The sequence below is a fragment of the Pseudomonas sp. ES3-33 genome (genome assembly GCF_000952175.1).
Classification (GTDB): Bacteria; Pseudomonadota; Gammaproteobacteria; order Pseudomonadales; family Pseudomonadaceae; genus Aquipseudomonas; species Aquipseudomonas gregormendelii.
Map to the genome: position 1 here is coordinate 1 of NZ_JZRI01000053.1, position 14425 is coordinate 14425.

A 14425-nucleotide genomic window follows, 5' to 3' on the forward strand; every position below is an offset into this window, starting at 1 on the left:
AGATGTGTATAAGAGACAGATTTGCCAGGGGATGGTGGGCGCTCATGGCGGGCGGATCAGTGTCGCGGACGGGATAGAGGGCCTTGGCACCTGCATCACCCTGCATCTGCCACTGCAAGAACAGCCGGAAGTTGAAAGTGAAGCCTGATACCCTTTGGATCCCCCTATGCCGCGATCAGAATTCATGAGCCAGACCGCGACCATCCTGGTCATCGACGACGAACCACAGATCCGCAAATTCCTGCGCATCAGCCTGGTTTCCCAAGGTTATAAAGTGCTGGAAGCCGGAACCGGTACCGAGGGGCTGGCGCAGGCCGCGTTGAGCAAGCCTGACTTGCTGGTGCTCGACCTCGGCCTGCCGGACATGGACGGCCAGCAGGTGCTGCGCGAGTTTCGCGAGTGGTCGACGGTGCCGGTGCTGGTGCTGTCGGTGCGTGCCGGCGAGGGGCAGAAAGTCGAGGCGCTGGACGGCGGTGCGAATGATTACGTGACCAAGCCGTTCGGCATCCAGGAATTCCTGGCCAGGGTCCGCGCGCTGTTGCGCCAGGCTCCAGCTGGGGAATCGCAGCAGGCGGCACTGAGCTTTGGGCCTCTGACCGTTGACCTGGCCTACCGCCGGGTACTGCTCGACGGCGCCGAAGTCGCATTGACCCGCAAGGAGTACGCGGTGCTGGCACAACTGGCCCGGCATCCGGGGCGGGTGATTACCCAGCAGCAATTACTCAAGGATATCTGGGGGCCGACGCACACCGAGGACAGTCACTATTTGCGCATTGTGGTGGGGCATCTGCGCCAGAAGCTGGCCGATGACCCCACCCAGCCGCGGTTTATCGTGACTGAGGCGGGGGTGGGGTATCGGTTGTTGGGCGGGGACAACCAGTAATATGTGTGTTGAATGTTCCGGCCTCATCGCGGGCAAGCCCGGCTCCCACAGGTTATGAGTTGATTCACAATATTTGTGGACACCCTCGAACCTGTGGGAGCCGGGCTTGCCCGCGATGAGGCCCTTGAATCCTGCACAAGTCTAGGGACTGCGACCCTGCTCTTCCTCATACCGATCCAGGGTATCGCGCGCAATTTCCCGCCCCAGCGCGATCAATTCCGGCGCCTTGTAAAACTCGAAAAACCGGCACACCCGCTTCGGTACGTTGATCAGGATATCCGGCGGATACCCGGCAATCTTGTACTGCGCCAACGAAGTCTGCATCACCTCGAAACTCTGGTTGATCAAATCCAGCAGCGACGCCGGCCCGACGTTATCGATAATGAACGACCCGGTGGCGGACTTCGGCGCACCCCCGGCCTCCGGAGCGGCGGCCGGTTGCTGGGCTTCAGGCTCGGCGGATTCGATCCACGGATTGATACCCGCCCCTTGCGCCTTCAGTGCTTCTTTCTCCAGCGCCAGCAATTGCTCGGCCTGCGTGCGTCGGAACGGTAACTTCGACCCCAGCGAATTGATCAGGCTGTCGAAACGACTTTTGAACGCAGGCGGACGCGGGATCACCGGCAGCTGATAATGCCGCTGGTTGGTGGAGTTGAGATTGACCGCGATGATCAGGTCGCAATGGCTCGAGACCACCGGCACGATCGGCAGCGGGTTGAGTATCCCGCCGTCGACCAGCATGCGATTGCCTTGCATCACCGGGGTGAACAGGCTGGGGATCGCCGCCGAGGCGCGCATGGCCTGGTGCAGGCAACCTTCCTGGAACCAGATTTCCTGCTGGTTGGTCAGGTCGGTGGCCACCGCCGTGTAGGGAATCCGCAGTTCCTCGATGTTGATCTCGCCGACGATCTTGCGAATCTGCCCGAATACTTTTTCGCCGCGAATCGCCCCCAGGCGGAAACTCACGTCAACCAGACGCAAGACGTCGAGGTAGTCCAGGCTCTCGATCCAGTTGCGGTAATCCTCGAGTTTGCCGGCGGCATAGATCCCGCCGACCACCGCGCCCATGGAGCACCCGGCGATGCAGGCGATGTCGTAGCCTCGCCGTTCGATCTCCTCGATGACGCCGATATGGGCATAACCCCGGGCGCCACCTGATCCCAGTACCAGTGCGACACGCTTTTTCATGAATCGCCCTCGTCTGACAAGGTTCAACAATGCACCCAACGAGGGGCGCGCTTCAATCGCCAAGGTCGTTCAAGCAGGCGAAGACGTCGTTTTTTCGACACTCCATGGCGGCGCAAGGGTATCTTGCTCAGCGCGACAGTTTCAGCAAGGCGCTCAAGGCACTTTTCAACCGCCAGACCGTCTTACCTGCACGACCGTTTTCCTATTTTTTTGAGGTGTAAGTGATGAAAGCCTGGATCTGTGTACCCTTGATTGCCCTGGCACTGGCCGGCTGTGCCGGCAAGACCGCCTACCGCGACAGCTGCGGCAGCGGTATCGATGCGGCGTGGCATGAGCTGGACCTGGCCAAGGCGGAAGGGTTTGCCGGCACCGTCAGCTACTCCAAGGCGCTGTCGTTGCTGACCGGTGCGAAGACCCAGCAGCAGTTCGAGGCATTCGAAGGCTGCACCAAGAAAGCCGAAAAAGCGCGCTTCTACATTCGTGAGTCACGCGCCGGACGTTAAGGCATGATGCAAGGCTAACGCCCCATTGGAAAAAGGGAGCAAATGATGTCCGGGTTAGTTGATCGGTTAGTGGCTCATGTCATGGGCCTTGAAGTCGGATTGATGGCGAGTCAGGCGCGCCTGGAGGCGCGAACCGACCCTGAGGCCTTGCACGATCTGCGCACCACGGTCCGCCGTCTGCGCAGCCTGCTGCGGCCGTTGCGCGGCTTGCCCGGCGTCGCTCAGCTGGAAGCGGCGGCGTCGCGGGTCGGCGACCTGACTACACCGCTGCGCGATCGCGAAGTGTTGGCCGCCTACCTGCTCGAGCACGATCAACCGGACGCGGCGCATCGGCGCATGGCGCAAATGGCCGAGGCTTATCCTGCAGTCGCCGCCAGCACCGAGCTGGCGCAACTGCTGCAGATACTCGACGCGTTTCCCCGATTCTTGCGGGCGTCCCAGCGCCAGGGACTGCTCAAGGGCCTGCGCCCAAACATCGAAAAGCGCTTGGCGAAACAGTGGAAAAAGCTCGACACCGCCCTGCACGATCCTGCCCACGACCGCCATCGCCTGCGACTGCTGATCAAGCGCGTGCGTTATGGCATCGAGGCCTATCCCGAGCTGGACCGCTTGCCCAAGGCCGCCATGCCGCGCCTGAAAGCTGCGCAAGCGGCCCTGGGTGACTGGCACGATTGCTGGCAGTGGCTGGCGCGCGCCGAGCACGAGGCCGATCTGCAACCCTGCGTCAGCACCTGGCAAACCACCATGGCCAAGGCCGAAAGCCGCGCCGACCGGGTGCTGGACAAACTCAGTGCGGACTGCTTCAAGTCCTGACAACCGGGATCGCTACCGCAAGCTGCGATCTTTTGACTCGAGACCGCACCGCCCCCCGTAGGAGCTGCCGCAGGCTGCGATCTTTTGACGTTGATCTTTGGCGTCATCGCTGTCGCCCAAGATCAGATGTTCGCAGCCGGCGGGCGGCAGCTCCTACGGCATATGCGTGCGGCTCGGCCTATCTGTCGGTGAATTTGTCCGGAATAAGCCCTGTATCGCCTTCCTCGTCTGGTTAACATCCCTGCATCCCCATCTGCTCCGAGGTTTTCATGCGCTTCTCCGATCTGCTTGACGCTGTTCGCAGCCAACCGCTGGAACTGAGTATTCCAGCCGAATGGGCCCAGGGCCGGGCCAGTTTTGGTGGTCTGGTGGCCGCTTTGCAGTACGAAGCGATGCGTGCCCAGGTGCCGGCAGATCGTCCCGTACGCTCGCTGGCGATCACCTTTGTCGGGCCGGTCGAGCCGGATGTGCCGGTCAGTTTCGAAGTGGATGTGCTGCGTGAAGGTAAAGCCGTCAGCCAGGTGTTGGGCCGGGCGATGCAAAAAGGCCAGGTGGTGACCCTGGTGCAAGGCAGCTTCGGCGGATCGCGTCCGTCGGAGGTGGCGGTGAGCGCACAACCGGCGCCGGAAATGAAACATTGGGAAGAATGCCAGGAATTGCCCTATATCAAGGGCATCACGCCGGAATTCATGCGCCACCTGGCGATGCGCTGGAGCGTCGGCGGGCTGCCGTTCACCGGCAATACTTCGCGTCAAATGGGGGGATGGGTGCGCTTGCGCGGGGACGTCAAGGAAGAGCCGGTCACCGAGTCGCACATCCTGGCGCTGGTCGATGCCTGGCCTCCGGCGTTGTTACCGCATCTGAAAAAACCGGCCATGGGCAGCACGCTGACCTGGACCATCGAATTCGTGCAGCCGCTGCTGGAGGTGAGCACGCTGGACTGGTGCAAATACCTGGTTGAAATTGAATACGCGGCGGATGGCTACGGGCATGCGGCTGCCAAGCTGTGGAGCCAAGACGGTCAATTGATCGCCATGAGCCGCCAGACAGTGACCATTTTCGCCTGATCAATGCCGGCGGTGGCGCTCACGCCAGGCGCGCCACCAACCGCCGCTGAGAAGGAACCGCGGAAAGGTCACAAACTGCTCGACCAGCAGGCGCGACACGGCGTCCTTGCGACCGCTGAAGGGTTCGGAAGCCTGTTTTTCCAGGGTATGCCCATGGCGCTGCAAGCCCAGGGCGGCGAGCAGCCCGACGATGCCGATGGCAAAGTTGACGAAGCTCAAGCCGAACACGCCCGTCACGATCAGCAGGAACGCCAGGATAAACAGCGGTACCGCAAGCAAGTGCAACACCAGATTGGTCGGGTGCTGGTGATTGTTGGGGTACTCCCGCCATTGCCAGGCGGGAAGGTTGGGATGACGCTTGCCCATGATGCTGATCCTCGATCCGTGTTGAACACATGATTGAAGAATAGGCTTGGGACAGCGCAGCGGCGAATGGAGGTTGACTATCGGGGTGATAGCGCAAGGTTCAAGCTGTGTATTGATCAGGACAACGCCATCGTCGGAACGCCGCCCGGAGCAAGCCCGCTCCCACAGGTGTCCTGGTGATACAAATAGCGTCTGAACACGTGAAATCCCTGTGGGAGCGGGTTGGCTCCGGGCGGCGTTCAGGCGATCATGCCCTCAGAGTTTCAACTGCCCAATCGCCTTGCTCAATTCCCCCGCCAACGCCGCCAGCTCATTACTGGTCATCGCCGAACTCACCGTCTGCTGCACCGTGTTCTCCGTCACATCGCGAATGCTCACCACCGCCCGGTTCATCTCTTCGGCTACCTGGCTCTGCTGCTCTGCGGCCACCGCGATCTGCGTGTTGCTTTCGCGCATCTGTGCCACCGCACTGGTGATCTGCGCCAGCGCCGCGCCCGCTTCCTGCGCCTGCTGTACGCAGTCGTCGGCCTTGAACGAACTTTCCTGCATGAAATCCACCGCATCGCGGGTGCCCGCCTGCAGCGCCGAAACCATGCGGGTGATCTCGTCGGTGGAGGCCTGGACGCGCTTGGCCAGGTTGCGCACCTCGTCGGCGACGACCGCGAAACCCCGGCCCATCTCTCCGGCCCGGGCCGCTTCGATGGCCGCGTTCAGCGCCAGCAGGTTAGTCTGCTCGGCGATGCTGTGAATCACCCCGACCACGCTGTTGATTTTCTGGCTGTCTTCGGCCAGGCGCTGGATCATCTGGGCCGTTTGCTGCACACCCGACGATAGCCCGGCAATCGACAACTGCACGCGGCTGACCACTGCCTGCCCGCTGCCCGCCAGGGTGTCGGCGGTTTGCGACAGGTCGCGGGTCGCGCCGGCGTGCTGGGCGATGTGATAAACCGTCGCGGTCATCTGGTTGATCGCCGTGGCAGCCTGGTCGGTTTCACTTTGCTGGCCAAGCATGCCGTGGCGCACTTCGTCCATGCTCGAGGCCAGCCGCGCTGCACCGTCATCCAGCTGCCGCGCGGTGCTGGCCACGGTATTTACCACGCGTTGATAACCAGCCTGCATCGCGTTAAACGCATTGGCCATTTGCCCGACCTCGTCGGTGCAGGCCAGGGGCACGCGGGCTGACAGGTCGCCGGTTTTTTCCACGTGCAGCATCACGTCTTTCAACGTGTTGAGCTGGCTGAGCAGGAAGCGGATCAACAATTGCGATGCGCCGAGCATGGCCAGCATCAAGATAAACACCGCCACCGCGTAGTGGGCGAAGCGCTCGCCGAACACCTGGGTCAGGCTCGGGCCATGGGCGATGATCGCGACTTGCTGGCCATCCTGGCGACTGAAGACTTCAGCGCCCATCAACGGATTATCGCCGAACAGCGGCAGGGAATTGACCTCGACCCAGCCACGGGCGCCGGTCAGCGCCGGCACCGGTTGTCCGTCAATGATCGGCGCTTGCCCGTTGGAGAAGGCCAGCACGTTGTCGGCCTGCGGCAGCGGTTGCCCGTCCGGCCATGTTTTCAGGAGGCGCGCCTGGGCCTGCGCCGACGCCTGGGCAGCGTGACCGCGTGCCTGCTGTTCGAGTTGCACGGCGTACAACACCAGCAACAAGGTCGTGACGAAGGCAACGGCGTTGACCGCCCAGAATTTGTACTTCAACGAGATGTTGCTAAGCCAGGCACCCATGGAGGTCTTCTCTGATAGCGGAAACAATTATGGCAAGGTGCCATTATTGTGCCGGGATCGGGCGGTGGGGACTTGATGTGGATCAAGGTTCCCGGTCAGGCTGGACACAGCCATTGCCTGCGTAATGCGCTATCCTGCGCGCCTTCAAAATTCTCTCGCTACAGGATCGCGTCCCATGAAAGCTGCACTCGTCGAACTCATCAGCAAAATCAGCTCCGGGTGCATGAGCGCTGACGAAATCCTCAAGGTGGCGGACGAAGCGGCCCAGGCCTACGCCGACCCGCAGGCATTCCTGGCTGCGAATCCGGACATCAACTACGACGACACTTTCCCGATCCCGCTGGGCGAATGGGTGGTGGTCGGCAGCCTGCCGGAAACCGTGCTGTTCCAGGCCGATAACTACATGGACCTGTTCGCCCTGATCGTCGCCTCGTTCGGGCCGGGCGTGGACTTCAACATCAAGCCCAAACAACTGGCCAAGACCGAAGCCCTGACGGCGCTCAATCGCATCCAGGTGCAGATGGGCAGCATGAACAAGGAAAACGGCGGCTACACGCTGATGAACTTCAGCCAGTTGCTCGATGATGAACTGCAGGTGGTGCTGGTGTACGGCGACGACGTGCCGCGGGTGCTGGAATTGTGCGCCGAGGTCGGTATCGCCGCCGCTCCATCCCTGGAAGCCCTGAAAGTCGCCATCCACGTTTAATACAATAAAACGGAACCCTGGCATTGGCCGGCTATCCTAAGAGGGCAAACCACTCTTAGGGAGCGTCACCATGGGTTCCACGTTCAACGGCCTGATTGGCCTGATTATTCTTGCCCTGGACATCTGGGCCATCATCAACGTGCTGAAAAGTGGCGCATCCACCGGCATGAAGATCGTCTGGGTGCTGCTGATCCTGCTGTTGCCGGTCCTGGGCCTGATCATCTGGGCCATCGCCGGTCCGCGGGGTAATGTGCGGATCTGATCCAGTCGTCAAATCTTCATATCTCCCCTGTGGGAGCGAGCCTGCTCGCGATGGCAATCTGTCTGTCACATTGATGCAGGATGTGGAGACGCCATCGCGTGCAGGCTCGCTCCCACAGTGTTTTGCACATAGGCATAAATTACGAAGGTTCGACCTGTCATCTTCCGCGTCGTAGAATGCGCGCCTTTCCCGGGCAATCGAGCAAATCGATTGGCCATCATGGGCGGGTAACCGTCCGTTGCCACCGCATTCATCGGAGCACTTCCCATGAGCACCACCCCAACCAGCGAATACCTGGAAACCCTCTACGAAGGCTATGGCCAGCGTTTTCGCATGGAAAAACTGCTGCACGAAGTGCGCACCGAACACCAGCACCTGGTGATTTTTGAAAACCCGCGCATGGGCCGGGTCATGGCGCTGGACGGCGTGATCCAGACCACCGAAGCCGACGAATTCATCTACCACGAAATGCTCACCCACGTGCCGATCCTGGCACACGGCACTGCCAAGCGCGTGCTGATTATCGGCGGCGGCGACGGCGGCATGCTGCGTGAAGTGGCCAAGCACCGTGGCGTCGAGCACATCACCATGGTCGAGATCGACGGCACGGTGGTGGATATGTGCAAGGAATTCCTGCCGAACCACTCCAAAGGCGCATTCGACGATCCACGCCTGAACCTGGTGATTGATGACGGTATGCGTTTCGTCGCGACCACCACTGAAAAGTTCGACGTGATCATCTCCGACTCCACCGACCCGATCGGCCCGGGCGAAGTGCTGTTCTCGGAAAACTTCTACCAGGCTTGCCGTCGCTGCCTGAACGAAGGCGGCATCCTGGTGACGCAGAACGGCACGCCGTTCATGCAGATCGAAGAAGTCAAAACCACTGCCGGACGCCTGCGCAGCCTGTTCCCGGACTGGCATTTCTACCAGGCAGCCGTACCGACCTACATCGGCGGCTCTATGACCTTTGCCTGGGGCGCGACCGACACCCGCTATCGCAAACTGTCCCGTGAAATCCTGCAGCAGCGCTTTGCCGGCAGCGGCATCATCACCCGCTACTACAACCCGGAAATCCACATCGGCGCATTCGCCTTGCCGCAGTACGTATTGCAGGCCATCAACAAGCCAAGCAACGACTGAAGCCACACACATTGACTGTAGGAGCGAGCTCGCTCGCGATGGACGTCAACGATGACGCGGGCTGCCAGATTAAACGTGGCGCCTTCAAAGCCATCGCGAGCAAGCTCGCTCCTACCGTTTTTTTGTGTCAACCGGTGAATAATCTGGGGGAACGATCACCCAGTGCAAAAGTCCAGATAGATGTAAGCCCACTTGCGGGTTTTATCGAGGAGGCACTGATGCAAAAGTGGAAAATCACTTTCGTGGATGATCACGGTGAAACAGTCGACGAAATCTTCGAGTGCGAGGAGTGCCCGGACAACGAGCACGCCGCCAAGCTCATCAAGGCTCGTCTGCTTCCTGTCGCTGCAGAACTGGATCTGAATGATCTGGAAGGGCGAACCGCTGACGCGAGCGTCAAAAGTCTTAAATCTCAGAACAGCATACAAATCCTCGGCATCACTCCCGTCTGATACAACTCCTGTCACATTTAAACCAGGCCTTGGCAGCTGCTCGGTCAAAGGGCTACTCTGCAGAAGAGATCAGCGATTGGATCGCTAAGGTCTGGTCTTGTCAGCTACATGCTTGATTCCCATCGGTGACCTGGTTACCGGCTCGTCCTCACTATTCGGCTGGGGGCGTCGGGGAGCACGGAAAGTCTATCCATCGGATTCAGGAGGACGTTTCATGAGCACAGCCTATCAAGAAGACATCAGCAGCAGCGTGTTGCGCCGCATGAAAGAAGGCGGTTTCGATTTTTCAAAATTTCATCCCATCGAGTTCTACGCGATTTTCCCCGACGAGGAGCGGGCCCGCAGGGCAGCAGGTCATTACCGTGGTGAGTCCTTGAACGCGCAGATCAGTGTGCGCGACGACGGCGCATGGGCGCTGGAACTGAGCAAGGTCATGTACGCCACCTACGATGACATCGGCGATTTCGAACAGGGATTCGAGGCAGTGGTAGAGCCTCTGGGCGGCATCATCGAAGGATGGGGCGTGAAGCAGGAGGTACGAGGGCGACTCGCATAACATTATGAACAGCAACAACACCCAGCAACGGCTGACCTTAGGGTTGGCCGTTTTTCGTTTGTGGGGTATGAAAATCAAAAGCAGGATCAAAAGATCGTCCGATTGCGGCCCGAGCCTTCGGTAGCTCCTACATTGGAATGCGCCCTTCTGTAGGAGCTGCCGCAGGCTGCGATCTTTTGATCCTGCTTTTGATTCAAAAAGGCAAAAAAAAACCGCCCAAAACAGGCGGCTAAATGGGAAGTTCGATGAGCTTTTCAGCGAATAAGCCAATTATCCCCATCGCCAGGCGGGCAGTGAAATCAACTCTGACTATGCTGGTGATAGCGACAGCATTGCTTCGCAATGGAGCGGGGGCGATCAGGTTGGGGCATTTGCCGCACGCAATTGGTGCGGTGTTTTAACAGCTTTTATCCAACTGATTGATATCAAAGCGTTTATGCCGATGGCACGGGCCTTGCGATGCCTAGATGTCCGGGTGACAAGGAGTACGGCATGATCCGCACCTATTTTGATGAGATGTACGATGCCGGCGGCCAGGTCCGCCCGCATTACCGGGAATTTGCCCGTTGGCTGGCCGAGACGCCTGACGAATTGCTGGCCCAACGGCGCCGCGAGGCCGATCTGCTGTTTCATCGAGCCGGTATTACGTTCACGCTTTACGGCGACGAGCAGGGCACAGAGCGCCTGATCCCGTTCGACACCATCCCGCGCAGCATTCCCGCGAGCGAGTGGCGGGTGGTCGAGCGCGGTTGTATCCAGCGGGTCAAGGCGTTGAACATGTTCCTCGCCGACCTCTACCACGAGCAGCGCATCATCAAGGCCGGGATCATTCCGGCCGAGCAGGTGCTGGCCAACGAGCAGTACCAGTTGGCGATGCAAGGGCTCGACCTGCACCGGGATATTTACTCACACATCTCCGGTGTCGATCTGGTGCGCGACGGTGACGGCACCTACTACGTGCTCGAAGACAATCTGCGCACCCCCAGCGGCGTCAGCTACATGCTCGAAGACCGGAAGATGATGATGCGCCTGTTTCCCGAGTTGTTTTCGGCCCAGCGCATCGCCCCCATCGACCACTACCCGAACCTGTTGCTCGACACCCTGAAAAGCTCAAGTCCTATCGACAACCCCAGCGTGGTGGTGCTGACCCCGGGCCGCTTCAACAGCGCGTTTTTCGAACATGCGTTCCTGGCGCGGGAGATGGGCGTTGAACTGGTCGAGGGCGCGGACCTGTTCGTGCGTGACGACAAGGTCTTTATGCGCACGACTGACGGGCCGAAGGCGGTCGATGTGATCTATCGCCGACTTGACGACGCGTTCCTCGATCCGCTGGCGTTCAATCCAGACTCCATGCTCGGCGTGCCAGGGCTGCTGTCGTCCTACCGGTCGGGCAACGTGGTACTGGCGAATGCCATCGGCACCGGGGTGGCGGATGACAAATCGGTGTATCCGTTTGTCACCGACATGATCCGCTTTTACCTGGATGAAGAACCGATCCTGAAGAACGTTCCGACCTTCCAGTGTCGTAATCCTTCTGAACTTTCCCACGTGCTGGCCAATCTTCCAGACTTGGTGGTCAAGGAAACCCAGGGTTCGGGGGGCTACGGAATGCTGGTCGGGCCGGCCGCGACGGCGGCGGAAATCGAGTTATTCCGCGCGCGCATCAAGGCCAAGCCGCATGCCTATATCGCGCAGCCGACCCTGTCGCTGTCGACCTGTCCGACCTTCGTCGAAAACGGCATTGCGCCACGGCATATCGACCTGCGTCCGTTTGTATTGTCCGGCCGTGAAACCCGGGTGGTGCCCGGTGGCCTGACCCGTGTTGCGCTGCGCGAAGGTTCCCTGGTGGTGAATTCCTCCCAGGGCGGTGGAACCAAGGACACCTGGGTAGTCGAGGATTGAAGGAAGCTTGCCATGTTAAGTAGAACTGCCTCGGATCTGTATTGGATGTCGCGTTACCTGGAGCGGGCGGAAAACCTCGCACGGATGCTCGACATCAGTTATTCGCTGTCGCTGATGCCACAGGATGGCCGCGGCGACGGCTTGCACGAACTGGCCATGCCGCTGCTGATCACCGGCACCCTGGAGGATTATCTTGAGCGCCACGGCGAACTGCACGCCGAGCGACTGCTGCACTTCTTCGCCCTGGATGCGGCCAATCCGGCCAGTATCTACAGTTGTCTCGGTTCTGCACGGGCCAGTGCCCATGCCGTACGTGGGCGGATTACCGCCGACATGTGGGAAAACATCAATGCCACCTGGCTGGAAATTCGCGGTATCGCCGACCAGGGCTTGAGCCGCTATGGCATGAGCCGCTTCTGCGAATGGATCAAGGAACGTTCCCACCTGTTTCGCGGCGCGTCCTACGGCACCATCATGCGCAACGATGCGTTTCGTTTCATTCGCCTGGGCACTTTCATCGAGCGCGCCGACAACACCCTGCGCCTGCTCGATGCGCGCTACGAAATGGCCGGTGATCAGGCGGAAGCGGTCAGCGACGGCACCGCACATGCCTATTACCAGTGGAGTGCGCTATTGCGCGCGCTGTCTTCGTTCGAGGCTTACACCGAGATCTACCGCGACGCTCCCGGCGCCCGCCATGTTGCCGAATTGCTGCTGTTGCGCGCCGACGTGCCGCGTTCGCTGCGCGCCTGTACCGAAGAAATCGACCAGATTCTCGCCCAGCTTCCAGGCGCCAACGGCCGACCGGCCCAACGCCTAGCCGCAGAAATGGACGCGCGCCTGCGCTACACCGGCATCAACGAAATTCTCGACGAGGGCCTGCATGCCTGGCTGACCGAGTTCATCCCGCTGGTGCGCCAGCTGGGCAACGCCATTCACAGTTCCTACCTGGAGGCTGCATGAGACTTTCCATTAGCCACGAGACCACCTATCACTACGAAGATCAGGTGCGGGCGAGCATCCAGTACCTGCGACTGACACCCCACGACAGCGAGCGCCAGCATGTGCTCAGCTGGCAGCTCGACCTGCCGCGCCCGGTGCGCGCGCAGCTTGACCCGTTTGGCAATATCCTGCATGTGCTGACCATGGACGAACCGCACGAAGCCATCATCATCGGCGCCCGTGGCCAGGTCGACATCGACGAGCTGCGCGAAGCCGAGCATGAAAGCCAGTCGGCGCTGCCGTTCCTGCGGTTCACCCGCCTGACCGAACCGGATGAAGCCTTGCGCGCGTTCGCGGAGAAGCAATGCAAGAAGCGCCGCGATCGCACGGCACTGATCGACCTGATGCATGGCCTGAACTCGCACATGACCTACACCCCGGGCTCGACCGAGGTCGACACCAGCGCGGCCCAGTCCTTCGCCGGGCGCTCGGGGGTTTGCCAGGACCACACCCACGCCTTCCTGGCCTGCGCCCGCAGCCTGGGGATTCCGGCGCGTTACGTATCGGGTTATTTGTACAGCGAGAACAGCGAGCACCTGGCCAGCCACGCCTGGGCCGAAGCATGGCTGGATGACGCCTGGTACAGCTTCGACGTGACCAACGAACTGGCCCGGCCCGAGCGTCACCTGAAACTGGCCGTGGGCCTGGACTACCTGGACGCCTGCCCGGTTCGCGGCATGCGCCGCGGTGGCGGCTGTGAACAGATGCACGCAAAAGTGTTCGTCTCGCCGACGCCTTTGCCGGTTTTTTCGGTCCAGGAACAGTAACCCGGCAGACCGCATCGCGAGCAGGCTCGCTCCCACACTGTCCAGCGGTGAACCCCATCCAAAATTCACCGCAGAACCCTGTGGGAGCGAGCCTGCTCGCGATCAGGTCAGCCCAGGCACTACAAAACTAGGGCTGAACCTTGCGCCCAGCCATATGCTTCAAATACCCCACCAGCCTCTCCAGATCCTGATCCGGCACCACCTGCGCACTGAACCCGGGCATCTTCGCCTGCGGCCACTGCCGCAGGCTCTGCGGATCTCGAATGTAGCGCTTGAGGAAATCAGCGCCGAAGTACTCGGTGGGATTAAACGGAATGTTTAGATCCGGTCCGAACTGCGCATCCCCCGCGCCGTTCAACCGATGGCATGCCAGGCAATTCTTCTGGAACAGCGCAAATCCCAGGTTCACCGGATCGTCGGCCTTCAACGCCGGATCCGGCAGCAGGGCAGGGAAGCGCTGGGCCACCGGCGCCAGTTGCCTGATGCTCGCGACTTCGAACGGCCACTGCTCCGGGCTGATGTTGCCTGCCTGGGGATCGGTCCAGACCAGATAAAACGGCCCAGCGCTGTGCTTGCCCGCAGACAGGGCGGGCCATGGCCGGGCCGGATCCTCGATCGCCAGCCAGGCTCTGGCGCCCTGGGCATTGAGCAGGGGCGCGGCTGAGAGCTCTGCGGCAAATCCGTCCAGCGCCACTGCCTGCAGATGGTCGTCTGGCTTGATCCCGGTCAGCAACGCAGCGATGGGCACGGCACGGTAGGTCATCTCGCGTTTGTAAGACACATCGTTGCTGATGGTGATGGTCTGCACCTGCGGATGCTTGAGCAGCTCGGCGGTTTGCCAGGTGCGCGAGTTCTCGCCCAGCTGAAGATCCAGCTGTGCGGCAGAAAGGGGCGTACTGAGCAGCAAGGCCCCGAGCAGAGTGAGCGTTTTCAAATGATCGCCGTCCATGTCGTGGAGAGTGCCGCAAAGGTTGGCACACCCACGCCGGCCCGGGTAGCGGGCCAGTCACATTTCTACGGCGGCGATAACAAAAGGCGCTTAAATCAGCCGATGACCTTGGTCAGGTTCGGCAAAATC

At 60.7% G+C, this 14425-nt stretch carries 17 protein-coding genes and 1 pseudogene; 13 read left to right on the top strand and 5 right to left on the bottom strand.

Annotated elements, in window-relative coordinates:
• Both UB23_RS30695 and UB23_RS08755 read left to right on the top strand, forming a co-directional pair.
• A partial coding sequence (locus UB23_RS30695; RefSeq protein WP_442963621.1) for a hypothetical protein occupies nt 1-148 on the top strand: 148 nt, incomplete at its 5' end.
• A gap of 36 nt (nt 149-184) precedes the next feature.
• Nucleotides 185-883 (top strand): response regulator, encoded by a 699-nt coding sequence (locus UB23_RS08755; protein WP_045058992.1) that lies wholly within the window; start codon nt 185-187, stop codon nt 881-883.
• A 141-nt stretch (nt 884-1024) separates the two neighbouring features.
• Here the strand turns inward: UB23_RS08755 and UB23_RS08760 are convergent, their stop codons facing one another.
• Nucleotides 1025-2071, bottom strand: coding sequence for a patatin-like phospholipase family protein (locus UB23_RS08760; protein WP_045058955.1), 1047 nt, complete (start codon nt 2069-2071; stop codon nt 1025-1027).
• Between the two features lie 224 nt (nt 2072-2295).
• On the opposite strand from UB23_RS08760, the gene UB23_RS08770 reads away from it, so the two are divergent.
• The 3 genes from UB23_RS08770 to UB23_RS08780 all read left to right on the top strand — a co-directional run bounded on the left by UB23_RS08770 (nt 2296) and on the right by UB23_RS08780 (nt 4454).
• On the top strand, nt 2296-2574 hold the full coding sequence (locus tag UB23_RS08770) for a hypothetical protein (protein WP_045058957.1): 279 nt from the start codon (nt 2296-2298) through the stop codon (nt 2572-2574).
• A 45-nt stretch (nt 2575-2619) separates the two neighbouring features.
• Nucleotides 2620-3387, top strand: a complete 768-nt coding sequence (locus tag UB23_RS08775) for a CHAD domain-containing protein (RefSeq protein ID WP_045058958.1) — start codon at nt 2620-2622, stop codon at nt 3385-3387.
• 269 nt (nt 3388-3656) lie between these two features.
• Nucleotides 3657-4454, top strand: coding sequence for an acyl-CoA thioesterase (locus tag UB23_RS08780; protein WP_045058959.1), 798 nt, complete (start codon nt 3657-3659; stop codon nt 4452-4454).
• On the opposite strand, the gene UB23_RS08785 is transcribed toward UB23_RS08780, so the two are convergent.
• The 3 genes and pseudogenes from UB23_RS08785 to UB23_RS30705 all read right to left on the bottom strand — a co-directional run.
• Nucleotides 4455-4820 carry an Mpo1-like protein gene (locus UB23_RS08785; protein ID WP_045058960.1) on the bottom strand — a complete coding sequence of 122 codons (366 nt, stop codon included), beginning with the start codon at nt 4818-4820 and terminating at the stop codon, nt 4455-4457.
• 255 nt (nt 4821-5075) lie between these two features.
• Nucleotides 5076-5624, bottom strand: coding sequence for a methyl-accepting chemotaxis protein (locus UB23_RS30700; RefSeq protein WP_442963622.1), 549 nt, complete (start codon nt 5622-5624; stop codon nt 5076-5078).
• A gap of 369 nt (nt 5625-5993) precedes the next feature.
• Nucleotides 5994-6557 (bottom strand): annotated as a pseudogene (locus UB23_RS30705) (methyl-accepting chemotaxis protein); the annotation flags it as partial.
• Nucleotides 6558-6732: 175 nt separating this feature from the next.
• Here UB23_RS30705 and UB23_RS08795 point away from each other — a divergent pair.
• The 8 genes from UB23_RS08795 to UB23_RS08830 all read left to right on the top strand — a co-directional run bounded on the left by UB23_RS08795 (nt 6733) and on the right by UB23_RS08830 (nt 13347).
• Nucleotides 6733-7263: a hypothetical protein gene (locus UB23_RS08795; protein WP_045058962.1), complete on the top strand. Its 531-nt coding sequence runs from the start codon at nt 6733-6735 to the stop codon at nt 7261-7263.
• Between the two features lie 70 nt (nt 7264-7333).
• Nucleotides 7334-7525, top strand: coding sequence for a PLDc N-terminal domain-containing protein (locus UB23_RS08800; RefSeq protein WP_028622263.1), 192 nt, complete (start codon nt 7334-7336; stop codon nt 7523-7525).
• A 267-nt stretch (nt 7526-7792) separates the two neighbouring features.
• Entirely contained in the window at nt 7793-8668 is an 876-nt protein-coding gene (gene speE / locus UB23_RS08805) for a polyamine aminopropyltransferase (RefSeq protein ID WP_045058963.1), read from the top strand.
• Between the two features lie 218 nt (nt 8669-8886).
• Nucleotides 8887-9120: a hypothetical protein gene (locus UB23_RS08810; protein WP_045058993.1), complete on the top strand. Its 234-nt coding sequence runs from the start codon at nt 8887-8889 to the stop codon at nt 9118-9120.
• Nucleotides 9121-9334: 214 nt separating this feature from the next.
• The gene (locus tag UB23_RS08815; protein ID WP_045058964.1) at nt 9335-9676 is read left to right on the top strand and encodes a ribonuclease E inhibitor RraB; all 342 of its coding nucleotides are present in this window, start codon (nt 9335-9337) and stop codon (nt 9674-9676) included.
• Between the two features lie 492 nt (nt 9677-10168).
• A complete protein-coding gene (locus UB23_RS08820; protein ID WP_045058965.1) occupies nt 10169-11578 on the top strand; it encodes a circularly permuted type 2 ATP-grasp protein in 1410 nt (469 codons plus the stop codon).
• A 12-nt stretch (nt 11579-11590) separates the two neighbouring features.
• Nucleotides 11591-12541: an alpha-E domain-containing protein gene (locus tag UB23_RS08825; RefSeq protein WP_045058966.1), complete on the top strand. Its 951-nt coding sequence runs from the start codon at nt 11591-11593 to the stop codon at nt 12539-12541.
• A complete protein-coding gene (locus UB23_RS08830) occupies nt 12538-13347 on the top strand; it encodes a transglutaminase family protein (RefSeq protein ID WP_045058967.1) in 810 nt (269 codons plus the stop codon). The genes UB23_RS08825 and UB23_RS08830 overlap by 4 nt, the downstream gene beginning before the upstream one ends.
• Before the next feature lie 127 nt (nt 13348-13474).
• On the opposite strand, the gene UB23_RS08835 is transcribed toward UB23_RS08830, so the two are convergent.
• The gene (locus UB23_RS08835) at nt 13475-14296 is read right to left on the bottom strand and encodes a c-type cytochrome (RefSeq protein ID WP_045058968.1); all 822 of its coding nucleotides are present in this window, start codon (nt 14294-14296) and stop codon (nt 13475-13477) included.
• Between the last annotated feature and the right edge of the window lie 129 nt (nt 14297-14425).